At 71.4% G+C, this 23385-nt stretch carries 20 protein-coding genes and 1 tRNA gene; 12 read left to right on the top strand and 9 right to left on the bottom strand.

Annotated features, from left to right (window positions below; all coding sequences use genetic code 11):
- The first annotated feature begins 89 nt into the window (after positions 1–89).
- From SCAB_RS01490 to SCAB_RS01460, 7 genes are all read left to right on the top strand, one after another.
- Complete coding sequence (locus SCAB_RS01490) at positions 90–1049, top strand: ABC transporter ATP-binding protein (protein WP_012998273.1); 960 nt, start codon at positions 90–92, stop codon at positions 1047–1049.
- Complete coding sequence (locus SCAB_RS01485; RefSeq protein WP_012998272.1) at positions 1049–1951, top strand: ABC transporter permease; 903 nt, start codon at positions 1049–1051, stop codon at positions 1949–1951. The genes SCAB_RS01490 and SCAB_RS01485 overlap by 1 nt, the downstream gene beginning before the upstream one ends.
- A gap of 237 nt (positions 1952–2188) precedes the next feature.
- Positions 2189–3343 (top strand): LLM class F420-dependent oxidoreductase, encoded by a 1155-nt coding sequence (locus SCAB_RS01480; protein WP_012998271.1) that lies wholly within the window; start codon positions 2189–2191, stop codon positions 3341–3343.
- On the top strand, positions 3340–4053 hold the full coding sequence (locus tag SCAB_RS01475; RefSeq protein WP_012998270.1) for a thioesterase II family protein: 714 nt from the start codon (positions 3340–3342) through the stop codon (positions 4051–4053). The genes SCAB_RS01480 and SCAB_RS01475 overlap by 4 nt, the downstream gene beginning before the upstream one ends.
- Before the next feature lie 47 nt (positions 4054–4100).
- The gene (locus tag SCAB_RS01470; protein ID WP_012998269.1) at positions 4101–4925 is read left to right on the top strand and encodes an SDR family oxidoreductase; all 825 of its coding nucleotides are present in this window, start codon (positions 4101–4103) and stop codon (positions 4923–4925) included.
- 544 nt (positions 4926–5469) lie between these two features.
- Positions 5470–7779, top strand: coding sequence for a non-ribosomal peptide synthetase (locus tag SCAB_RS01465; protein WP_012998268.1), 2310 nt, complete (start codon positions 5470–5472; stop codon positions 7777–7779).
- A 75-nt stretch (positions 7780–7854) separates the two neighbouring features.
- Positions 7855–8463, top strand: coding sequence for a YdcF family protein (locus SCAB_RS01460; protein ID WP_012998267.1), 609 nt, complete (start codon positions 7855–7857; stop codon positions 8461–8463).
- A 102-nt stretch (positions 8464–8565) separates the two neighbouring features.
- Here SCAB_RS01460 and SCAB_RS01455 read toward each other — a convergent pair whose 3' ends face one another.
- Positions 8566–10029, bottom strand: coding sequence for an FG-GAP-like repeat-containing protein (locus tag SCAB_RS01455; protein ID WP_012998266.1), 1464 nt, complete (start codon positions 10027–10029; stop codon positions 8566–8568).
- Positions 10030–10822: 793 nt separating this feature from the next.
- Between SCAB_RS01455 and SCAB_RS01450 the strand changes: the two genes are divergently transcribed.
- Entirely contained in the window at positions 10823–11923 is a 1101-nt protein-coding gene (locus tag SCAB_RS01450; protein WP_012998265.1) for a hypothetical protein, read from the top strand.
- A gap of 201 nt (positions 11924–12124) precedes the next feature.
- On the opposite strand, the gene SCAB_RS46830 is transcribed toward SCAB_RS01450, so the two are convergent.
- The 3 genes from SCAB_RS46830 to SCAB_RS01440 all read right to left on the bottom strand — a co-directional run bounded on the left by SCAB_RS46830 (position 12125) and on the right by SCAB_RS01440 (position 14693).
- Complete coding sequence (locus tag SCAB_RS46830; RefSeq protein WP_247246963.1) at positions 12125–12250, bottom strand: hypothetical protein; 126 nt, start codon at positions 12248–12250, stop codon at positions 12125–12127.
- Between the two features lie 255 nt (positions 12251–12505).
- Entirely contained in the window at positions 12506–13624 is a 1119-nt protein-coding gene (locus tag SCAB_RS01445; protein ID WP_012998263.1) for a fatty acid desaturase family protein, read from the bottom strand.
- Between the two features lie 7 nt (positions 13625–13631).
- On the bottom strand, positions 13632–14693 hold the full coding sequence (locus SCAB_RS01440) for a ferredoxin reductase (RefSeq protein WP_037724788.1): 1062 nt from the start codon (positions 14691–14693) through the stop codon (positions 13632–13634).
- Between the two features lie 87 nt (positions 14694–14780).
- Between SCAB_RS01440 and SCAB_RS01435 the strand changes: the two genes are divergently transcribed.
- Positions 14781–15920, top strand: coding sequence for a PucR family transcriptional regulator (locus SCAB_RS01435; protein WP_012998261.1), 1140 nt, complete (start codon positions 14781–14783; stop codon positions 15918–15920).
- Positions 15921–15997: 77 nt separating this feature from the next.
- Positions 15998–16546, top strand: coding sequence for a YciI family protein (locus SCAB_RS01430; protein WP_037724819.1), 549 nt, complete (start codon positions 15998–16000; stop codon positions 16544–16546).
- 256 nt (positions 16547–16802) lie between these two features.
- On the opposite strand, the gene SCAB_RS01425 is transcribed toward SCAB_RS01430, so the two are convergent.
- Positions 16803–16880: transfer RNA gene (locus tag SCAB_RS01425), tRNA-Met, on the bottom strand.
- Positions 16881–17257: 377 nt separating this feature from the next.
- Positions 17258–17836: a TetR/AcrR family transcriptional regulator gene (locus SCAB_RS01420; RefSeq protein ID WP_041668813.1), complete on the bottom strand. Its 579-nt coding sequence runs from the start codon at positions 17834–17836 to the stop codon at positions 17258–17260.
- Positions 17837–17905: 69 nt separating this feature from the next.
- On the opposite strand from SCAB_RS01420, the gene SCAB_RS01415 reads away from it, so the two are divergent.
- Entirely contained in the window at positions 17906–18499 is a 594-nt protein-coding gene (locus SCAB_RS01415) for a dihydrofolate reductase family protein (protein ID WP_041668811.1), read from the top strand.
- 142 nt (positions 18500–18641) lie between these two features.
- On the opposite strand, the gene SCAB_RS01410 is transcribed toward SCAB_RS01415, so the two are convergent.
- Complete coding sequence (locus SCAB_RS01410) at positions 18642–19079, bottom strand: Lrp/AsnC family transcriptional regulator (RefSeq protein ID WP_012998257.1); 438 nt, start codon at positions 19077–19079, stop codon at positions 18642–18644.
- Between the two features lie 172 nt (positions 19080–19251).
- Between SCAB_RS01410 and SCAB_RS01405 the strand changes: the two genes are divergently transcribed.
- Positions 19252–20529, top strand: a complete 1278-nt coding sequence (locus tag SCAB_RS01405; protein WP_162934437.1) for an ArgE/DapE family deacylase — start codon at positions 19252–19254, stop codon at positions 20527–20529.
- 78 nt (positions 20530–20607) lie between these two features.
- Here the strand turns inward: SCAB_RS01405 and SCAB_RS01400 are convergent, their stop codons facing one another.
- Together SCAB_RS01400 and SCAB_RS01395 are read right to left on the bottom strand one after the other, a co-directional pair.
- Positions 20608–20793 carry a hypothetical protein gene (locus tag SCAB_RS01400; protein WP_012998255.1) on the bottom strand — a complete coding sequence of 62 codons (186 nt, stop codon included), beginning with the start codon at positions 20791–20793 and terminating at the stop codon, positions 20608–20610.
- A 320-nt stretch (positions 20794–21113) separates the two neighbouring features.
- On the bottom strand, positions 21114–23132 hold the full coding sequence (locus SCAB_RS01395; RefSeq protein ID WP_012998254.1) for a serine/threonine-protein kinase: 2019 nt from the start codon (positions 23130–23132) through the stop codon (positions 21114–21116).
- Positions 23133–23385: the final 253 nt, after the last annotated feature.

Raw genomic sequence — 23385 nt, 5'->3', positions numbered from 1 at the left:
AGTGCGCCTAAAGCATGGCCATCGAACGGGCAAGAAACCTTGACGCTTCCCTGGTCGACCCGGCTTGGAGGTGGGCGTAGAACGGTTCCGTGCATGTGTCAGCCACGTCGGCCGTCATCATCGAGGGCCTTCACAAGAAATATCGGACAAACCGCGCGTTATGTGGTGTTGAACTGGAGGTGCGGACAGGTGAGATAAGGGGCCTGCTGGGGCCGAACGGGGCCGGTAAAACCACGCTGGTGAAGATCCTCACGACACTCCTCGAACCGGATCACGGATCCGTTCTCGTGAATGGGTGGAATGTTGTGGAGGAGCCGGAGAAGGTGCGATCGACCATCGGTCTCGCCGGGCAGTATTCGACGGTCGACGGGCTGCTCACCGGATTCGAGAACCTGTATCTCCTCGCGAAACTGCGTGGTGTGGGCCGTCGCACGGCCCGCCGCGTGGCCGACGATCTGCTGTCCCGGTTCCGGCTCGCCGACGTGGCGGGGCGCCCGGCCGGCACGTACTCCGGCGGAATGCGCCGACGCCTCGATCTGGCCGCCGCGCTGGTCGGCTCGCCGCCCCTGGTCGTCCTGGACGAGCCCACCACCGGTCTCGACCCCGAGAGCAGGCTGGACACCTGGGAGGCGGTCGCCGAACTCGCGGCGGACGGCACCACCATCCTGCTGACGACCCAGTACCTGGAGGAAGCGGACCGGCTCGCCGACCGGATCACCGTGATCGACCGGGGACTGGTCGTCGCCGAGGGCACCAGCGACGCACTCAAGGCGTCCGCCGGCCACCGGCTCGTCATGTGCGTCGCCGCGGACCACCAGCTCGACGCCGCGACGCGCGCCGCCGCCCGGGCGACCGGCACGACACCGACGGTGGACCGCCGCGCCCGGCGGGTGGAGGCGGCCACGGCCGACGGCCGGGCCGCCCTCGCCCGCGCCCTCACCGCCCTGGAGGGCGAGGACGTCGAGGTGCTGGAGATCGGCCTCGGCCGCTGCACCCTCGACGACGTGTTCCTCGGCCTGACCGGTCACGCCCGCCGGACGGCCGCCTGATGAACGCCCCCGCCCGCGTACCGCACACCCCCCTGCCCCCGCACCGGACCGGCCGCGCCCCCGGCCCGGCCGCCCCCGGCACCGTCCCGGCAGCCGCCCGCAGGAGCCCGGTGCTCCGCGTCGTCGCGGAGAGCACCGACCTCGCCCTGCGCAACCTCCTGCATCTGCGGCGCAGCCCCGGCCTGCTCATCTCCTGCCTCGTCGAACCGGTCGTGTACGCCCTCCTCATCGGCTACGTCTTCGGCAACAGCCTCGGCGGCCCGGCGTACCGCTCGTACATGATGGGCGGGCTGATCGCCCAGACGGTGGCCTTCACCACCACCTTCACCACCGTCGGACTCTCCAGGGACCTGGAGCAGGGGATGGTCGACCGCTTCCGCGCGCTGCCCATCTCCCGGGTGGCCCTGCCGCTGGGCCGCACCGCCTCCGACCTCGCCACCTGCGTGGCGAGCCTCGCCGTCACCACCGGCTGCGGCCTGCTGATGGGCTGGCGCGCGCACACCGGACCCGTCGAGGTGGCGGCCGGGGTTCTGCTGGTGCTGCTGTTCTCCTTCGCGATGTCGTGGATCGGCGTGTTCGTCGCCCTGATCGCCCCGAACGCCCAGGTGGCCGGCAGTATCGGGCTGATCTGGCTGTTCCCCGCCACGTTCATCTCGTCCGGATTCGTCTCCGGCTCGACCCTGCCGGGGCCGCTGTCCACGGTCGCCGCCTGGAACCCGATCACCTCGCTCGCCGACGCCCTGCGCCGGCTCTTCGGCAACACGCCCCCGCCGGGCTTCCGCGTGCGGCACGACTGGCCCGCCCAGCACCCCGCGCTCTACACCGTGGGCTGCTCACTGCTGCTCATCGCCCTCTTCGCCGCCCTGTCGACCTGGCGCTACCGCACCCGCACGGACCACTGACCCCGCGGCGCACGAGTCGCCGACCGCGCCCGCACGTACCGGCAGCCCCGCAGACCCGCAGCGCGAGACCCACAGCCCCGCACGACCCACAGCCCGCACGAGTCGCCGAACCGGACCGGGAACGGCGACCACGACCACGACGGCGCCCGCGGCACAGACCACGCCCCGACCCGACCCCCGACCGCGGCCGGGACCACGCCACGACCCCGCGCTTCGTCAGCCCCCACAGGAGCCCCCATGTCCGTCCCCTCCCTGCGCCTCGGCCTCAACCTCGGCTACTGGGTCGGCGGCAACGACGCCTCCAACCTCTCCCTCGCCTCCCTCGCCGAGGATCTCGGCTACTCGGCGGTATGGGTCTCGGAGGCCTACGGCTCCGACGCCGTCACCGTCATGTCCTGGATCGCCGCCCGCACCACCCGTATCGACGTCGGCAGCGCGGTCCTGCAGATCCCCGCCCGCTCGCCCGCGACGACTGCCATGACCGCCACCACCCTCGACACCCTCTCCGGCGGACGGCTCAGGCTCGGGCTCGGAGTGTCCGGCCCACAGGTCTCCGAGGGCTGGCACGGCGTCAGGTTCGCCTCGCCGCTGGGCCGCACCCGCGAATACGTCTCCCTCGTACGCCGGGCGCTGCGCCGGGAGCCGCTCGCCCACGCGGGCCGGCACTTCACGCTGCCCCTGCCGGACGGCCCCGGCAAGGCGCTCACCCTGACCATCCGGCCGCCGCGCGAGCGGATACCGGTCTACCTCGCAGCCCTGGGCCCCAAGAACCTGGAACTCACCGGAGAGATCGCCGACGGCTGGCTCCCGGTGTTCTTCTCCCCTGCCCACGCCGCCCGGCAGTTGGTGCCCCTGAAGGCCGGCCTGGCGAAGGCGGGGCGCACCCTCGCGGGCTTCGACATCGCGCCCGGCGTCCCTCTGGTCACCGGCCCCGACTGGCGGTCCTGCGCCCGCCGGGTACGGGGGTACGCCGCGCTCTACCTCGGCGGCATGGGCGGACGGGAGGACAACCACTACACCCGGCTGGCCGAGCGCATGGGCTTCGGGGAGGGGGCCCGCGCCGTCCAGGAGCGGTTCCTGGCCGGCGACTACCCCGGCGCCATGGCCGCCGTACCCCTCGCATTCCTCGACGCCACCTCGCTGCTCGGACCCCGGGAGCGCATCGCCGAGCGGATGACGGCGTTCGCCGAGGCCGGGGCCACCACGCTCAACCTGATGCCCGTGGGCCCGGGGCTGCCCGGACCGGACCGCGCCGCCGGAGCGCTGCGCGTGGCCGTGGAGGCGGCGGAACTCGCCGGCCTGCTCACGACCCCCCGGCACGCCCGGCTCACCGGGCCGCCCGTCCATCGCACCCGACGCACGGAATTCCCGAGGAGAGACCCGTACCCATGACCACGCATGACCCGATCAAGCTGATCTGCCTGCCGTACGCCGGGGCGGGCGCCTCGTTCTACCGGCCCTGGACGGCGCTCGCCGGGGACACGCTGGAGATCGTGCCCCTGCAACTGCCGGGCCGTGAGCGGCTGATCGACGAGGAGCCGTACCGGGACGTCCACCGAGCCGTCGACGGGCTCCTGGCCGGGCTGCGGGAGGTGTTCGGTGACGGCAGGGGCCAGCGCGTCGCCGTCTTCGGACACAGCCTCGGTGCCGTACTCGCCTACGAACTCGCCCACCGGCTGGTCGACGAGCCGGGCGTCGAGCTGCTGCACGCCTTCGTCAGCGGATCGCCGGAGCCGAACCAGGGGCGCGAGCGGCGGGCCACCGGCCTGTCCGACGAGGAATTCCTCGCCCGGGTGGGCGAGTTCGCCGGCTACCACCATCCCGCCCTGGACGACCCGGAGATGCGGGAGATGATCCTCCCCGCGCTGCGCGCGGACGTCGAGATGCACGAGAACTACACGCCCTCCACCGGCCTTCCGCTGCAAGCGCCCCTGACGGTCGTCCGGGGCGAGGACGACGACCTGGTCGGCTACGACGACGCCGAGTCCTGGAGCAAGGTGGCCGGCCGCGACTTCGAGCACGTCGAGGTGCCCGGGGGCCACATGTACCTCACCGACGCCGCGCCCGCACTCGTCCGGCTCATCGTCTCGACGGTGCTGTAGCGCTCCGCCGGCCCTTCCGACCAGCCCGATTCTGCAAGGAGTTCCCGATGCGTCTGCACGGCAAGTCCGTCCTCGTCACCGGCGCCGCCCGCGGACTGGGCAGGGCGACCGCCCTCGCCTGTGCCACCGAGGGTGCCGACCTCGTCCTGCTGGACATCTGCGCCGACCTGCCCGGTGTGCCCTACCCCCTGGGCACACCGGGGCAGTTGGAGCACACGGCCGCCCTGTGCCGTCGGGCGGGCGCGGCCGTCCTCACCACCGAGGCCGACATCCGCGACCTGCGGGCCGTGCGGGAGGCGGTGACCCGGGCCGAGGACCGCTTCGGCCGTATCGACGTCGTCGTCAACAACGCGGGCATCGCGGCGCCCTCGGGCAAGCCGGTCCACGAGATCGGCGAGGACGAGTGGTCCCTGATGATCGACGTGGACCTCTCCGGGGTCTGGCGGGTGATCCGCGAGGTCGGCAAGGCGATGAGCGCCCGCCGCGCCGGCAGCATCGTCAACGTCGCCTCCACCGCGGGCCTCGTCGGCTACCGGCACTTCGCCGCGTACGTCGCCGCCAAGCACGCCGTCGTCGGACTGACCAAGGCGGCCGCGCTCGACTACGCGCCCACGAAGGTCCGGGTGAACGCGGTGTGCCCGGGGTCGGTGCGCGACGACGCGCAGGCCGAGGGCCGGATGCTCGCCGAGATCGCCAGGGCGCTCGACGTGCCGGTGCACGAACACGAGAAGACCTTCGTCGAGGCACAGCCGATGAACGCGCTGATCGAGCCCGAGGACGTCGCCGCCGCGGTGGTCTTCCTCGCCTCGGACGAGTCCCGCCAGATCACCGGCTCGGTCCTGACCGTGGACGGCGGCTTCAGCATCCGCTGAGACGCGCGCCCCGCCCCGCCCGTCCCGAACGACCTCCCGGGCACCTTCGGCGCCCCGGCCCTCTCAACTCCCCGCGCTCACAAGGAGTACGACCGTGTCAGGCACCTTCCCCCTCGCGGCCCGCTGTCACGCGGTCCGTGTCCGCTTCGACCGCTCGCCGTTTCCGTCGGCCCCTCCCGGTCTGTGGACCGAGGATGTGCCCGTGCCGGCGGCTGACCCGCTCGCCGAACGCCGCCGGGCCGCCGAACTCGCCCGCCCGACCGCGGGACTGCGCCGGGTGCTGCTGCGGTACGCGGATGGCGCCTGCGATCTGGTGGTGGTGGCCGCGCGGGACCAGTGGGACCGCGCCGCTCTCGGGCTGCTGGCCGCCGGTGAGCCCGCGGAACGGGGGGCGGGCGGGTCCTTCGGGTCTGACGGGCCCCGGGGGACTGGCGGGTCCCGGGAATCCGGCGAGTCGCTGGAGACCGACGGGTGCCGGGGGACCGACGGGGCCGTCGGCCGGGAAGGGGGCCGTTCCGCCGCCCCGGCACTCCCACCCGGGGCGGTGCCCGCACGCACCACGGCGCCCCCGCCCGCCTGGGGCCTGGCCGACGAGGGCCCCGCCCTCCCGCACCTCGTCGCCCTCGACGACGGCGGTGACGAGGCAAGCTGGCTCGCCGCCCTCGCGGTGACCCTGCGTCGGCACGACCCGGAGACGGCCCCGGTCATCGGCACCGACCACGGCGCGTTCACGGTGCCGGAGGCCGCCACGCTCGGTGAGCTGAAGCCCGTGTCCGCGGACGGACCCGTCCTCGCCGGGCTGCTCTTCGACACTGCCGAACTCCGCGGCGCGTACGTGCCCTGCCTCGCACCGCCGTTCCCGCTGACCCTGTCGGTCTTCAGGGACGCCGACGGCTGGAGGTTGCGCTGCGACCACTCCGGTGGTCACGTGTCCAGCGAGATCGCCGTGCAGTTCGCCCGGTACCTGGCCCGGGTGCACCGGATGATCCTCACCGCCCCGGGGACCCCGGTCGACGACGTCGACCTGCTCGACGAGGCCGAACGCGTCCGTGTGGCGGCACTCGGCCGCCCGACTCGCGCGCTGGTCACCACGCCGGTCACCGTGCCCGAGGCGTTCGCGCGGATCGCGGGGGCGACACCGGAGCGCATCGCCGTGACCGAAGGAGCGGTCGGTCTCACCTACGGCGACCTGGACGAGCGGTCGACCCGGCTGGCCGACGGCCTGCACGAGCGCGGCGTCACGGCCGGCGACCGCGTGGGCGTCTGTCTGGAACGCACCGCCGAACTCGTCGTCACCCTGCTCGCCGTCCTGAAGGCGGGCGCGACCTACGTTCCCGTCGACCCGGCCTACCCGGCGGACCGCATCGCCCATACGGCACGGGACGCGGGGCTGCGGGTGATGGTCACCCGGCTACCGGAATTCCCGGACGTCGAGGGCTGCGATCCGGTCACGCCGGACGAACTGCTGGACACCGCGCGGCAGTTCGCCGTCGCCCCGGCCTCACCGAAGGGGGCCGGGCCCGACACCGCCGCCTATGTCATCTACACCTCCGGCTCCACCGGCCGCCCCAAGGGTGTGGAGGTGCCGCACCGCAACGTGATCGCCCTGATCGACGCGACCCGCGAGGAGTACGGCTTCGGCGCCGACGACGTCTGGACCTGGTTCCACTCCGGCGCCTTCGACTTCTCGGTGTGGGAGATCTGGGGGTGCCTGCTGACCGGCGGACGGCTGGTCGTGGTGCCGTACTTCCTCTCCCGCGAACCCGACCTCTTCCGCGATCTGCTCGTGGCCGAGAACGTCACGGTGCTCAGCCAGACCCCGTCCGCCTTCGCCCAACTGCTGGACGTCGACCACACCCGGGTCCCGGTCCGCATGGTCGTCTTCGGTGGCGAGCCGCTGGACGCGCGCATGCTGCTGCCCTGGCTCGACCGGCACCCCGAGTCGGTCTGCCGGACGGTGAACATGTTCGGCATCACGGAGACGACGGTCCACGTCACCGAGCAGACCGTCACCCGGCGACTGGCACTCGCCGCCACCCGCTCCGTGGGCCGGGCACTGCCCGGCTGGCACCTGTACGTGACCGACCCGGCCGGACGACTCCAGCCGCCCGGAGTGGCGGGGGAGATCTGCGTCGGCGGCGCCGGGGTCGCGCTCGGCTACCTCGGCCAGGAAGAACTGACGGCCCGGCGCTTCGTCCCGGACCCGTACACCGGCGGCACCATGTACCGCAGCGGCGACCTCGGGCGCCTGCGCCCGGACGGCCGCCTCGAACACCTAGGCCGCCTCGACAGCCAGGTCAAGATCCGCGGCTTCCGGATCGAGCTGGACGAGATCCGCTCGGTGCTGCTGGAAGAACTGGACGTCCGGGCGGCGGCCGTGGTGGTGCGGCGCGACGACCCGGACGACGCGGCCACCGCCAGGATCGACGCCTACGTCGTTCTCTCGGCCGGAGATCCGGCGACGCTCCGCAAGCGGGCCGCGGGCATTCTCCCCGACTACATGCTCCCCAGCACGGTCACCGCCCTGGACACGCTGCCGCTGACGGCCAACGGCAAACTCGACACGGCCCGACTCCCCACCCCCACGACGCCCGCCGCGCCCGACCGGGGGGCCGAGCCCGTCACGGCCGAGGACGACCTCACCCGCCGGCTGCGACAGATCTGGGGCGAGGTGCTCGGCACGCCCGTCGGCCCGGACGACGACTTCTTCGAACTGGGCGGCAACTCCCTGTTCGCGGTCCGTATCGCGGCCGTCATGCGCGCACAGGGCCTGCCGTCGCTGAGGATGCGGGAGCTGTACCGCCGTCCGACCGTCCGGGGCACGGTCAACAGCCTCGCCACCTCGGACGGCTGAAGCGTCGGCGGTACGGGCGGGCCGGCGGCCGGTGTTCATCTGGGGGTGTCCGTCGCGCCGTTCTACAGTCGCCGCATGAGACGTGGAACAGGACTGGTGACAGCTGGAGTTGCGGCCCTGGTCTGGGGCGAATGGTTGAACTGGCGCTGGTCCCGCACCCTGGTGGGGAGCACAGGGCAGAGTGGGAGCGGCACAGAGGCCGTGGTCGTCCTGGGCTACCGGAACCCAGGACCGACGGTGAACCCCATCAACCGCTGGCGCGTTCGTGCCGGAATCCGCTCCGTCGCCGCTGACGGCGGGCGAGCCACCGTCGTGATCTTCAGCGGCGGTGCGACCGGCAGCTCCGCCGCTGAGGCGGAGCTGATGGCCGACTACGCACAGTCGGTGCTGGGGTTCGACGGCACCGTCCTTCTCGAGGGCCGGAGCACCACGACATGGGAGAACATCACGAACGTGATCCCGCTGCTCGAGGACGTCGACCGCATCAAGATCGTCTCCCAACCGGCTCACGCGCTCAAGGCCCGCGCGTACTTGCGGCGGCAGCGCCCCGATCTCGCTGCGAGGCTCGTACGAGCGGAGGACTACCGCCTCGGCGAGTGGACGATGGGTAAACCGCTGCTGGCTCTGTACGGGTTTCGGACACTCCGCCGCCTCACGGCCGAGGAGCGGAGGGGCTCCCTGTAGGCGGCCCCAGTCGCTTCGGCGTGCACGCGCCGAGGGGGCAGGGCCGGGCCGCCCGGTGCTCTCGCTCCGGGCGGCCCGACCCTGCCAGTGTGGCGTCGGCGATCAGCGCAGGAAGCTGCCGAACAGGGCGTTCGTGGAGGGGGCCGACAGATCCTTCGGGCCGAAGGCCAGGGCCGACTTGGTGGTCAGACCGGACCCCGTGCCGCGCAGCAGCCAGACGGCTCCGCTGGAGGCGTTCTCCGCAGTCGACGCGGCGGCCAGGTCCCGGTGACCGTCGCCGTCGACGTCGAGCAGGGCGGTCGTGGCGCCGAACCGGTCGTTCTCCTCGGCCACTCCGGGGACACCCGCGGTGTTCTGGTGGAAGACCTGCGCCCCCGTGCCGGTGAGCCCCGCGGCACTGCCGTGCAGCAGGGCGACCGACCCGGCGTCGACGACGCTCCCGACGTCCTCGCCCATGATGCCGAGCGCGACATCCGCGTAACCGTCCCCCGTGACATCGGCGATGGAGACGGCGGAGCCGAGGTGATCGCCCTCTTCGTCGGCGCCGGGGAAGCCCGGCAGGTCCTGGGTGAAGGCATGGGTGTTCCCGGGAGTGAGCCCGGCCGCCGAGCCGTAGGTGATGTGGGCCTTCCCAGCGCCCCAGCCGGACACCACGTCGTCGTAGCCGTCGCCGTTCACGTCCCCGGCTCCGATGGCCTCTCCGAGATTGATCTCGGACGTCTCCTGCTTGGTGAAGCCTGTCGCTCCGCCGCCGAGGAGCAGACGGTTCCCCCAGTTCCCGTCGCCGCGGTAGGCGGTCTGGAGGATGTCGTCGCGGCCGTCGCCGTTGACGTCGGCGACCTCGCCGGAGACCACCGGACCGGTGATCGACGCGGGGCCGTTCTCGCAGCCGCCGCCGGTCTCGCAGGAGTCGTCCTCCTCGGACCAGCCCCACCACAGGGACCTGTCCAGGAGCGGCAGTACGGCGGTGGGCCTGCCGTCCCGCCTGATCGGCCCCTTCCACAGCGCGGCCGGGGCGCCCGACGGGTCGTCACCGCTCACCCGCTGCGCGGAGAACAGTGCCAGATCGGTCGTGCCGTCGCCGTCGAAGTCACCGGCCTGGGGCGAGGCCCCGTACGCGATGCCCGTACCGCCGGTCAGGCCGGACGCCGAACCCCAGAGGATCACCGACCCCTCCTTGCCGCCCGCGATCACGAGGTCGCCGTAGCCGTCACGGTCCAGGTCGGCCCTGGCGAACGTGGCGCCGAAGGACTGTCGCGCGAGGGCGGCCCCCGGGACCCCGGCGGTCGAACGGCTGACGATCTTCTTCGTCGCCGTCGACAGTCCGTTCACCGAGCCGTACACCACGGCCACGTACCCGGCTTGCTTCTTGCCCGACACGGTCGCGCTCGGCGCGCCGACGACCAGATCGGCGTAACCGTCCCCGTTGAAGTCCTCCGCGGCCGGGACGGAGGCAGGGGCGGCAGACGCCGGCCCGGAGCCGGTCAGCACCACCGAGGCGGCCAGGGGTAAGGACAGGAGGACGCTGCTGATCCTGCGTCGGGTGGTGCGGGGAGCTCGGGACATGGGCGGTGCCTTTCGAGTCGATCGTGCGAGCTGCTGCTCGGCAAGTGCGACTCCGACTGGGGGTCGAGGGTTGTACGGGACGCGGGTGAAGGGGATCTGACGACAGGGCACGGCGGTCGATGGGACCGGTAGGGCCGGAAGGAAGAGGGGGAGCCGGACGGCTGACGGCGGCTGGAGGGCTGCGGGCGCCGCGCTGTCAGTGTCCCGCCGTAGGGTGTGGGGGTGTGGCCCGTTATCGGCCTCGCTCGTAGTTGTGTACCACCGCACCGGCCTCGCACCGTCGCCCGGAAAGCCCGTCAGAGAGCAGATCCCGCTGTGTTCCAGGACACCCCCATCTTCAGCCGCCTCGTCGACGAGCGTGGCGACATTCCCGCCCAAGTGCGTGGTGAAGCCGAACGCATACGCCGTGACCTGGATCGGGTGATGCAGCGGACGTCCGGCCCCTTCCCGAGCGCAGCGCCGAACTTCCCCAGTCCGAAGCCTCCTTCCGCCGGTCTGTAGGGCGGGGGAGACGGCGAACGGCCACGCCGTGGCTCGCCGGTCACGTCCGGACGCGGTTTGACGCTGTCCGGCTTCGTCCCCCGTACCGGCGGTGACGAGGCGTTCGGTGTCTGCGGAAGAGTTCAGCCGTTCGGCCTGCGCCCCGCCCATTGACGCGCCCTATGGGGCGACTTGAGAAAAACGGCGCGGTCACACCGTCCGCCCGGCCGGCCCGGCTGCCAGAGCTCTGTGTCATTATGCGGGCGCGTCCCAGGGGGCGGGCGCGCGGTCTGCGAAAGCCAGGGGGCGGGGGATGGGAGCGGGGAGAGAGCCGGACGGCTCGTCCAGGTCCGACGAGGAGTGGGACCAGTTCCTGCGCGAGTCGGTGGCGGGTGTCGCCGACTCGCCCAAGGAGCCCTCGGCGCGGGCCCGTGACGTGGCGAATCGGCTGCGTGCGGAGCCTTCGCGGCAGCCGGAGGGCTGGCGCACCCACACGCCCGCGCAACCCGAGCGACGCACACGCTGGTACGTGGTCGGACTGCTGGCCTCGTTGGTGCTGCTCGTCGTGGCGCTCGCCCCGGGGCGGACAGTGGACCTGTTCGGCGGCGACGATGCCGACTCCTCGCCGGAGGCGGCCGAGAGCGCCCGCCCGACTCAGGCACCCCCGACGGAGGCGGCTCAACGCCCCACCATGGACAAGCCGTTCCGTGGTTCGCCGGCGGCGGCCTGGGCGAGCGGGTCGGCGGGGATCACCGTGCCCAAGGCAAAGGCGGTCGGCTGGATGAGCGCGGCCGAGGTCGAACGGGCCCTCGCCCGCAGCCGCGACTTCCTCGTCGAATCCAGCCTGGACCGGGGTGTCTTGAGGGGCGAGCGCCCCAAGGCGGCCATCGCGCTGATCAACGCGCACCAGAAGGACGTCCAAGACTTTCTGGACACCGCTTTCCGGTCCCCGAGCGAGGAGAACGACCCCCTCTTCCTCTTCAGCCGTTTCCAGTCCTCCCGGACCCGCCTGGTCGGCGACGTCGTGAAGACCAGGGGCAGGCTCAGCTACCGGGAGGGGGAACGCGGCGCGCTCCAGGTGACCGCCGACGTCACCTTCGTCTATCCGGTCACCCGCGCACACCCGAGCGGCGACGACGAGATCGTCCGCACGATCGTCCGGCGCGAACTGGTCCTGAACTGGGACGATCCTGACAAGGTGATCACGAAGCCGGGCACGTTCTCGATCGTCTCGTACAAGTACGACGTGACCAACGGCGGCTGTGGCGCCGCCACGGGCTACTTCACCCCGCCCTTCGGCTCGGACCGCCGGACGGACGAGACCGGCACAGAGGTGGACCCGTACGACCGCAGTGTGCCCGTCGGGAGCGCCGGGTCCTCGGAGGAGGAGTGCGGGGCGGCGACGCGGTCCTAGGGGCGTGTTCCTGGCGGTGCACTCCGACGAGGCTGCGCCGCACGACCGGCGTGAGCGGTGCCGGGATGGTGAGTGGGAACCCCGTGTGGCCACCGCGCGAAGATCGAGCTGGCTGCCGGGGCGGCCGCACCGGATGATGGCCGGAGGCAGGCGCGTGTGACGTGATGTGCGTTCGGCCCTGGCCTCGGGGGTGTCAGCCGGTCAGGACGAGAGATCCGGCGAAGCGGCGGACCTGCCTGTCCATGGCCCAGGGGGTGCGGGTACCGGCCGGGGGACGTTGTCGGCGCCGGGCAGGTGGCCGGAGGTGTATTCGCCCGGGGTACGCACGTCGACGACAACCTGCTCGGCCGTGAGCACGAGCCCGTGCTCACGGCCTGGGAAGCGGGAGGGACGGCGGTCCCGGCGCGGCCACCTGTCGCCTGGGGCGATTCAGGAGCGCACGCCGAGGTCGCGTCGCCTCCGCAGCGGCCGAACTCGACGGCGGTGACGTCCGTCGTCGAGGGCGCCCACCGTCCGTGACGGATCCCCCAAAAGGCATGCGGTCCTGCCGGTACGGACGAATGATCCGAACCGGTACCGGGATCAGGCCGCGATGAGCTCCTGCTCGCGGTCCGGCGTCCTGACCCTGGGCTTCCTGTTCGGCAGCGAGAGCCGGAAGACCTTGCGCCACGCGGAGAACACCTGCTTGGGCAGCGGCCCGGTGACGTACTCCAGCTCGTACTTCTCGAACAGCGCGCGCACCTTCACCGCGACCTCGGCGTACCGGTTGCTCGGCAGGTCCGGGAACAGGTGGTGCTCGATCTGGTGCGAGAGGTTGCCCGTCATGAAGTGCATGGCCTTGCTGCCGCTGATGTTCGCCGAGCCCATCATCTGGCGCAGGTACCACTGGCCGCGCGTCTCGCCCTTGATCGACCGGCGTTCGAAGACCTGCACGCCCTCGGGGAAGTGCCCGCACATGATCACCGAGTGGGACCAGATGTTGCGGACCAGGTTCGCGGTGAACGTGGCGGCGAGCGTGGGGAGGAACGAGGGGCCCGACAGCAGCGGGTGGATCACGTAGTCCTTGAGTACCTGCTTGCGGATCTTGCGGCCCACGGCCCTGGCCCGCGCGCGGAACTCCGGGTCCTTGCGGCGGCGCTTGTGCAGGTTCTTGCCGAGCTCCAGGTCGTACGCGGCGATGCCGTACTCGAAGAAGCAGGCGTTGATGAAGTTCCACAGCGGCTGGCCGAGGTGGAACGGGTACCACCGCTGGTCCTCGTCGACGCGCATGATGCCGTAGCCGAGGTCGTTGTCCTTGCCGATCACGTTCGTGTACGTGTGGTGCAGCTCGTTGTGCGAGTGCTTCCACTGCTCGGACGGCGACACGTGGTCCCACTCCCAGGTGGTGGAGTGGATCTTCGGGTCCCGCATCCAGTCCCACTGGCCGTGCAGGATGTTGTGGCCGATCTCCATGTTGTCCATGATCTTCGCCACGGACAGACCGGCGGTGCCGATCAGCCACGCGGGCGGGAAGATCGAGAACAGCAGCACACCCCGGCTGACCAGCTCCAGCTTGCGCTGCGCCGAGATGACCTTGCGGATGTAGGCGGCGTCCTTCTCACCACGGCTGGCGATCACCTCGTCGCGGATCGCGTCCAGCTCGCGACCGAGTTCCTCGATCTGCTCCGCGGTCAGGTGGGCGGTGGGGTCGATGGCGGTCAAGGTGCTCCTACCGTTCGATGTCGCAGGGGCCCGCCGCGGCGGACACACAGGTCTGGATGAGGACGCCCGGCTCGGCCTCGGTGATCTCGCCGGTGCGCAGGTCGCGGACGGCGCCCGCCTTGAGCGGTGTGACGCAGCCGAAGCAGATGCCCATACGGCACCCGGACGGCATGAGCACGCCGGCTTCCTCGCCGACGTCCAGCAGCGGCGTGACGCCGTCCGCGTCGACGGTCCTGCCGGTGGTACTGAACGTGACCGCGCCGCCGCCCCCGTCGTCGGCCACGACGACGCCGGGACGGAAGCGTTCGGTGTGCAGGCGCTCGCTGAGGCCGTGCTCGGTCCAGTGCTTCTCGGCGGCGTCGAGCAGGCCCGCGGGTCCGCAGGCCCAGGTCTCGCGCTCGGCCCAGTCGGGGACCAGCTCGTCGAGGCGGCTGATGTCGAGCATGCCGTCCGTGTCGGTGTGCAGCTCGGTGAGACGCAGCTTCTTCTCAGCGACCAGGTCGTGCAGCTCGCTGCGGAAGATCACGTCGTGCGGCCGCGGTGCGGAGTGGACCATGACGGCGTCGTCGAACTCGGTGTCGCGCAGCATGCCCATCACGGGCGTGATGCCGCTGCCCGCCGTCAGATAGAGCACCTTGGCCGGCTTGGCCTCGGGCAGCACGAAGTCACCGGTCGCCTGGTCGAGCTGGATCAGCGTGCCCGGCTTCGCCCGGCGGACCAGGTGGTTGCTGACCTTGCCGTCCGGGATCGCCTTCACGGTGATCGTGACGCGGCCGTCCTGGCGGTCCGTCGGCGAGGTGAGCGAGTAGGCACGCCACAGGCGCACCCCGTCGACGTCGACACCGATCCGCACGTACTGACCGGCCGTGTGGCCGCGCCAGCCCCGTCCCGGTCTGATCACGACGGTCGCGGCGTCACCCGTCTCGGGGTGCACGGCCTCGATGCGCCCACGCAGGTCGCCGCCCGCACGCAGCGGGCTGACCAGGTCCAGGTAGTCCGACGGCAGCAGCGGCGTCGTGACCAGCTCCAGCAGTTTCCACGCCCCACTGCGGAGGGTTGTACTCGTCATGACTCCAGCTTGATGCGCCACAGGGTGTAAAGTCCTGTCCGCAGGATGTGAATCTGATCGGCCGAATTGTTCGCAGGGAACAAAAACGTGAGCCATGCAGTCCGGAGGGCCAGCGAACTGGCCCTGGATGAGACGACGGTCACCGCACTTCGGGCCGCGCTGAGGACCACCGCCGACGAGGTCGTCCAGGCGATCATCGACGAGGTGCCTCCCTACGCCAACGCCCTGTCGGGCCGCATGGGCGGCACCATCCGCCGGGCCGTCCGCACCGCCCTGGGGCACTACCTGGACCTCGCGAGCGGGAACGCCACGGGCGGCGACGCCGGGGACGCGGCCTACGAGCTGGGCCGCGGCGAGGTGCGCGACGGCCGTTCGATGGACGCCCTGCTCAGCGCCTACCGCGTCGGCGCCCGGGTGGCCTGGCGCTGCCTGGCAGCCGGTGCCGTACCTGCCGGTCTGCCCGCCGCGGAGGTCGCCAAGTTCGCCGAGCTGACCTTCGCCTACATCGACGAGCTCTCCGCCGCGAGCGCCGCGGGCCACGCCGACGAACTGGCGGCCCGGGGCCGGGCCCATGAGCGCCACCTGGAACAGCTGGTCCGCGACCTCCTCGCGGACGCGAGCCCGGACGTGCTGCTGGCCTCGGCGCAACGGGCAGGATGGCAGCCTCCGGGCTCGCTGACCGCGGTCCTGCTGCCCGCCGCCCAGGCCCGGCCGGCCTGGCGCATGCTCGACCAGAGCACCCTCGTCCTGGACGATCTGCCGGACGCCCTCGGCGTGCTGCTCGTCCCCGATGCCGACCGCGCGCATCTCCTGAGGCAGCTCACCGACCGCAGCGCCGTCGTCGGCCCGGCCCGGCCGTGGACGCGTGCGTCCGCCTCGTACGCACGAGCCGTGCGCGCGCGTTCCCTCTCCTCCGACATCCGCGACACCGAGGACCACCTGCCCGAGCTGGTGCTGAGCGCGGACGCGGACGCTTTCGCGGACCTGCGTGCCCGCGCCCTCGCCCCGTTGCGGGACTTGCCTGTCGCGACCGCCCGGCGGCTGGAGGAGACGCTGCGGGCGTGGCTGCTGCACCAGGGCAGACGGGACGAGGTGGCGGCGGAGTTGTTCGTCCACCCCCAGACCGTCCGGTACCGGATGGCGCAGCTGCGGGAGCTGTTCCCGGATCTCGCATCGCCGTACCGGGTCCTCGAACTGACGCTGGCGGTCGGCCTACGGGACGGCTGAGACGTTCCGCGCCCGCTGTCCCGGCGTCGCCGAAAGGCAGTTGAGACGGTGCCCTTGATGGGGAAGGGTCTGTGGTCATGGAGTTCTTCTGCTACCACCGCGATCGTCCCGGCTCCCTCGCCCTGCGCGAGAAGCTGGTGGAGGAACACTGGTCCTACATGGACCGGTACGCGAAGGAGCTGATCGCTCGCGGTCCGACCTTCGCCGATGACGGGGAAACACCGACGGGCAGCGTACACATCGTCGACCTGCCCGATGCGGCCGCCGCCCGCGCGTTCGCCTTCGACGAGCCCAGCTATCAGGCCGGCGCGTACCGGGACGTGCTGCTCCGCAGGTGGCGCAACGTGCTGGGGCGCACCATGTGGGACTTTCCCGGCGGCCGCACCGGCGGCAACCGGTACCTGGTGATCGGCCTCGGCGAGGGCCCGGCAGCCGACCTGGCCCCGCCGCTCGACCGGGCGGAACTGATCGCGTACGGGCCCCTGTTGTCCGACGACGGCGACACCTGGCTGGGTACGGGGGCGCTGCTCAGGGCCCCGGACGCGGACACGGCACGAGCCGTTCTGACGGCAGACCGGTATGCGGACATCGAGGTCCACGACTGGGAGTTCGGCGGGCGCCGATGACTCCGGTCTGATCAGCCTCGGAGCAGGATCCACGAGTGTGCAGTCTCGCGCCCACGTAGCCGGCCCTGACGTGTGATCTCCATCCGCTCGGTACGGAGATCACCGAACCGAGCGGATACGACCGGAAACCATGCGACACGTGGGGCGGGTGAGCCATCCGCGCGGGCGTCCCTTGACGGGCCGGTGATCCCTGCCCCGGGCATGCTGTCGAACGACTCCGGTCCCCGGCGAGATGATGTCGCCGGGGACCGGATCCTGGTAGCGGGGGCGGGATTCGAACCACGCGACCTCTGGGTTATGAGCCCAGCGAGCTACCGAGCTGCTCCACCCCGCGTCGGTCTGACCAACGTACGGCATACAGGCGGGTCGGGCACCGGATTTTTTGCGGGAATGCGGTCGGGGGCCTTCAGGAACGGCCCCAGCTCCGGCTCACCGGTCCTGTCGGCGGGCTCGTCTTCGAGTGAGCCCTGACGCTGTCCGATCGTGGGATCACCATCGCCACCCGCGCCAGGGAGGAACGTCGCCGCAGCCGCGATGTGCTCTCCAGGCCGTCGACAGCACCCCCTCCGTTGTCCGGGGCCGAGGCACGCGGCGGTCTGGACTGCCGAGAAGCTGAGGGCCCCGTACGGGAGCGGCGATCACCACTGCTGAACCCGGCACCCCTCGTTCGGAGCGACAGACAGGGCAGCGGACGGGTCCGAAAGTGGTCGGCTACTCCGCCGTCACGATGCGCTCGACCGCGGCCGTGATGAGTTGTTCGCGCTCCGCCTCCGTGAAGACGTCAGGCAGGGTGAGCTGTTCGACGATCAGCCAGTTGAGCGTCAGTATGAGCAGCTTGACCGCCGTGGTGTCGCCGGGCAGGCCGGACGCCTCGTGATACGCGACGTTGGCATCCACGTCGGCCCGGACCCGCGCCGTGAGGACCTTGCGCAGTTCGGGGCGGCGAGTGGCTTCGAGGCGCAGCTCCAGCAGCGCGAGGTAGCCGGTGCGGAAGGAGGCGATGCGGCCGACGAGTTCGCGCATCAGCTCCGCGTAGGTCTCCCGGTCGCGACCGGCCTCCCGCTGGCGGGCGATCGTGGCCTCGTCCGGCTGGAGCCGCTCGTAGACCCGGGCGCCGGCCTGAGTGAACAGGTCGTCGCGGCTGGAGAAGTAGTTGGACGCCGTACCGGCGGGGACGGCCGCCTCGGCATCCACAGCCCGGAAGGTCAGGCCGCGTGCGCCCTCCCGGGCCAGCACCTCGATCGCCGCGTCGACGAGGGCAGCGCGCCGCTGGTCATTCCGCCTCACCATTGACATCACTCCATCTGTAGTACTACGGTCAGACCACTTCAGTCATAGTACTACGTGTGAGGAGACCTCTTGCGAAAGCTTGTGTACTACGTGGGTGTCTCGCTCGACGGCCGCATCGCCGGCCCCGGCGGCGAGTTCGACTTCTTTCCGCAGGGCGACGAGCAGCAGGCCGCCGCCTACGCGACATGGACCAACGCGCTGTACCCGGAGACCGTACCCACCGCCTATCGTGCGGCCGTCGGCGTCGCGGACGCGCCCAATCGTCGTTTCGACACCGTCGTCATGGGCCTCGGCAGCTACCGCCCAGCCCTTGACCACGGAATCACCAGCCCCTACGCGCACCTGCGCCAGTACGTGGTGTCCAGCACTCTCGCGCCGGACACCGACCCGGCCGTCATCGTCGTGCCGAGCGACCCGCTCGCCCTCGTCCGCGAGCTCAAGGGCGAGGCCGGCACCGACCTGGACGTCTGGCTCTGCGGGGGCGGCCGACTCGCGGGCGCTCTGCTCCCCGAGATCGACGAGCTGCTGATCAAGACGTATCCGGTCATCGCGGGGACCGGAGTCCCGGTGGTCGACGGTGCCTTCGACCCCACGGTCTTCGATGTCGCCGAGCGCACGTCCTTCCCCAACGGGGTCACCCTCACCCGCCTCACCCGCCGCTAGATCGGGGCGCGTTCGCCTGCCGGACGGCGGGCTGGGCACGCCGTGCGGAGCCGCGCCGTTGCCGACGCCGCTGCCCCGCCGGCCCGCCTCCGCCGGGGTTCCGTCGACGCGCAGGCGGAGCCCGGGGTTCGCGGCAGGTCGGTCACACGCGAGGCCGGTTCAACAGCCGGGAGAGCACGATCGCGCTCTCGGTCCGTTCGACGGGAGCGGTGGCGCGCACCCGTTGGATGGCCTGTTCCAGGTGCGGGATGTCCCGGGCGAGCATGTGGACGACGGCGTCGGCCGCGCCGGAGACGGTACAGGCTTCGATGACCTCGGGAATGTGCTCCAGTGCCTGGCGCAGTTCGGCGGGGGTGGGATTGCCGCTGCAGTAGACCTCGACGAAGGCCTCGGTGTGCCAGGCCAATGCCTGAGGATCGATGAGGGCGGTGTAACCGCGGATCGCGCCGGTGGTCTCCAGACGGTCCAGACGCCGCTTGGCGGCGGGCGCGGACAGCCCGGCCGCCTTCCCGATCTCGGCGTACGTGGCCCGCGCGTTGTGCAGCACGCAACGGATGATCGCTCCGTCGATGGCGTCCATGACCTAGCTCCAGACGTCGGAACCTGTGGTGAGACGGCGCAAGAATCAGCCATGGGCCCGCAAATATTGCAAGAAAGTGAGAGGAGACAACAGTAAATGGCGATTGTTTGCACCGCCCGCCGAACATAGTCTCCGGCATGTCCTGATGTCACGCGCCGGGAGCAGTGTGGAGATGACAGCAAGTCTGAGCGAGGTGGAAGCCTCGGCACTGGCCGCGGTGGACGAGGCGGCCATCGGCCGGCTGCTGCTGGAACTGCTCGCTGTTCCGAGTGTGACCGGGAGCGCCGCGGAGTCCGAGCTCCAGCACGTCCTCGCCCGCCGTCTGGAGCGGTTGGACCTCGACGTGGACCTGTGGTCCATGAACCTGCCCGAGCTCCGGGCCCACCCCCGCTTTCCCGGCAGCGAGGCCCCGCGCACGGAGGCGTGGGGCCTGGTGGGCGGCACGCGGCCCCAGGGCGACGGGCCGACCCTGATCCTCCAGGGGCACGTCGACGTCGTACCCTCCGGGGACCTGGCGCAGTGGGACGGCGACCCGTTCCGCCCCCGGATCACCGGGGACGTGGTGCACGCGAGAGGAGCGTGCGACATGAAGGCGGGGATGGTGGCGATACTCGCCGCCCTGGCCGCGATACGACAGGCGGGCGCAAGGCTACGCGGCCGGCTGGCCGCGCACTTCGTGGTCAGCGAGGAGGACGGAGGGCTCGGAGCGTTCGGCACCCTCCAGCGCGGCCACACCGGCGACGCCTGCATCATCACCGAACCGACCAGCGGCGCGCTCATGACCGCGAACGCCGGCGCCCTGACCTTCCGCATCGAGGTACCCGGCCGGGCCACCCACGGCAGCACCAGGTACGTGGGAGTGAGCGCCATCGACGCCTACCTTCCCATCCACCGCGCACTCGCCCACCTGGAAGCCCGCCGCAACACCGACGCCGACCCGCTCATGTCCGCCTACCCGATCCCCTACCCGCTGTCCGTCGGCACCGTCCGTTCCGGCGACTGGGCCAGCAGCGTGCCCGACCTGCTGGTGGCCGAAGGAAGGCTGGGCGTCCGGCTGGGCGAGGACCCGGACCGGGCACGCACCGAACTGGAGGCGTGCGTGGCCGAAGCCTGCGCAGCCGACCCCTGGCTGCGCTCCCACCCCGCCAGGGTGACGTGGCCCGGCGGACAGTTCGCCAGCGGACGGCTGCCGGCCGGACACCCGCTCGCGACCCTGGTCGGCGACGCGCACGCCGACGTCACCAGCGGCCCACGACCTGCGGAGCGAGGCGCCCCCTACGGCAGTGACCTGCGGCTCTACTCCGGGGCGGGCATCCCCACGCTGCAGTACGGCCCCGGCGACGTACGTCTCGCACACGGTCCACAGGAACAGGTCCGCGTGAGCGAAATCGTCACCGTCACCCGGGCACTGGTGCTCGCCGCCCTGCGCACGGTCGGCGAGCACCAGTAGACGCGCCGGCCCTCTCCCCGCCTGTGGGAGCCCCCCCGCGCCCCCGCAGGGCGATGCGCGAGCCGGTGAACCGGCCACTCACCGGCTTTTCTTGTTGAACCATCCGAGCGACTGGATGACGGATGCGCCGATGAACAGAATGCCGAGCGGCACGATCGTGAACCAGGTGGCATCCGCCTTCGCGGCCGCGAGCAGGGCGATGGCGCCGACGGCCAGCGCCAGGAGCACGAGCATGCCCAGAAGGACACGGGTCTTGGAAACCAACGGTGGACTCTCCCAAGTTCAGCTGGGCGCAACGACCAGGACAGAATGCGCTCCCCGTGCCCGTCGAACCGCCGGCGACAGCCGTCGGGCGGGGAGGCCGCAGGCTCCCCGCCGTGACATCACGACTCCCGCGGGAGGCCCATAAGGCGAGTCTCCCAACACGGCTTTCCCCAGGCGCCAGTAGAACTACGTAATCGCATACGTAGGCTCTCCGGCAGGGAACGATGCGGAACTTGGCGTTCGGCGAGCCCATCGGGACGCGCGTCCACGGGGCCGATCACGCCGCCGTCGCGGTGCGTGGGCCCCGTCCCGTTCCCCGGTCAAGTGGGACAGGCGTCGAGCGAGGTCGCCGTGCCCCAACGGATCATGAGATAGCCCGAACCGCCGATCTCCGCCACGGCGTAGCGCTTGTACGGCCAGCCGGAACCCGCGTTCTGGCGCTGCCTCACCAGGGCACGGCACGCCTCACCCGCGGCCATGTCGGCCCAGGTCTCGACCTGCCCCTGGTTCCACATCAGGTAGTCCGACCACACGTACATGGCCGAATGCGCAGGGTCGAAGCCCACTTTGATCTCCTCGTGGCCGAGGACCTGACCGGTGCCGAGCGTCGGTCGCATCGCGTTGCTGCGCTCGATGACCTTCTTGGCGGCGCGGTCCGCGACCCGGATCTCGTCGCCGTCGGTACTGGGGATCATCGCCTCCCCGAGACCGTTCTCGTCCGGAGCCCATTCCGACTCCGGCTCCGACTCTGCCTCCGCGTCGGCGCCGTCGCTCCGCGCTGTGCCGTCCTCCGCGGCCGACCGGCACCGTTCGTCGGCGACGAAGTCCTCCTGCCACGTCACCTGCGCATCGCGGCCCGCCTCCTCGCGCACCGTGACGTAGGTGCGATACGGCAGATCCGGATGGACGTTGAGCACCGCATCACGCAACGACAGACACATCGCTCTGGCGATCTCCGTCTCGGCGATCAACGTTCCGTGCGCGTCGGTGTCCAGGTTGTACGAGAAGTAGACCTCCCGGCGTGCCTCATGGAACGTCACGCTCCCCGGCGAGAGCCGGACCTCGCTCAACTCCCCTGACAGGACGCTCTGATCGTGCAGGACGGAGCGCGCCACGTCGTGTTCGCCCTGCCCCTGAGCCGTACGAGCTTCCGCCCAGCTCACCGCACTCGCCGCGCCGTCGCTCACGACCTTGCCCCGCTCGGCCGCGGTATCCGCCTCATCGGATTTCACGGCCTGCGACCCGGACCCGGCGGACGCCGAAGGCGAAGCCGATCCACCGGACTTCCCGCCCCCGGTGGTGTCGGGCAGCAGGGCGGTCACCCCGCCGACCAGACCGCCGAGCACCGCCGCGGCCACGACCACGGCGCCCACCCGCCGCCTCGCCGATCGACCCGGCGGCGCCTGCCATGCCGGGTCCTCTCCGGCCGGCACGTCCCAGACCTGGGCGACCGCGTCCCCGGCCTGGGTCGGCAGCGCGTGGACGCCCACGACCTGGGTTGCCTGGGAAGCGAGCAACGCCGCGCACGACCCGGCCACTTCGGTGGCCGCGGGACGGTCCTCCGGCTCCTTCGACAGCGCCTTCTCCAGAATCCGGCGCAAGGACGCGGCGACGCCGTCCAGGTCCGGTTCCCCCGACATCACGCGGAAGGCGACCACGTCGGGTGGGCCGGCGCCGAAGGGCAGCCTTCCGGTCGCCGCGTAGGCCACGAGCGCTCCCCACGCGAACACGTCCCCCGCCGGGCCGGCGGTGCCCTGCCGGTACTGCTCGGGGCTGATCCAGCCCGGCGTGCCGGTCATGACTCCGGTACGGGTGACACTGGTGGTGTCGGACGCGTGAGCGATCCCGAAGTCCAGAACCCGTGGTCCGGTGGGCGTGAGGATGATGTTCTGAGGCTTCACATCGCGATGCACCACCCCGACGGCGTGGATGGCGGCCAGTGCCTGCGCGGTGGCCGCCGCGAGCGCGTACAAGCTCCCTTCGGACAGCGGCCCACGTTCGCGCACATGCTGGTCCAGGGTCGGGCCGGGGACGTACGCGGTGGCCAGCCACGGGGTCGCCGCGTCGGTGTCGGCTGCGAGCAAGGGAATCACGTAGGGTCCGGTGACACGGGACGAGAGCGCCACCTCACGTGCGAAACGAGCCCTGAACTCCGGCTCCTGCGCCTGCTCGGGATGGATCACCTTGACCGCCACGCGCGTTCCGTCGGAGGTGACTCCGGCGTGCACGGTGCCCATGCCGCCCGCGCCGAGACGGCCGATGATGCGGTAGGGGCCGATGCGGGAGGGATCGCCGGGACGGGCCGGTTGGACTCTTCCACCGGGGCCGATAGCGCTCACACGTATTTCCTTGCACTGAGGGGCGGTTCGGAACAGGCCGACTGGAGGTGACGGGCCGACAGGAGGTGCCAGGCCGGCAGGACATGACGGACCGACACGACCGACCCGTGCGCGCCCGCTGCCGCTGCCGCTGCCGCTGCCGATGCCGCTCCAGGATCTTGTCCGGGCTCGGCCGGGCGGCCCAAGATGTCGGCATTCATCGCATCATCATCGCTGATCCCGTAGCTCGTCATGGTGTGAACGGCACCAATAC

The sequence above is a fragment of the Streptomyces scabiei 87.22 genome, assembly GCF_000091305.1.
Classification (GTDB): domain Bacteria; phylum Actinomycetota; class Actinomycetes; order Streptomycetales; family Streptomycetaceae; genus Streptomyces; species Streptomyces scabiei.
The sequence above is the reverse complement of the archived record's forward strand: the minus strand, read 5'-3'. Positions and strand labels throughout refer to the sequence as shown.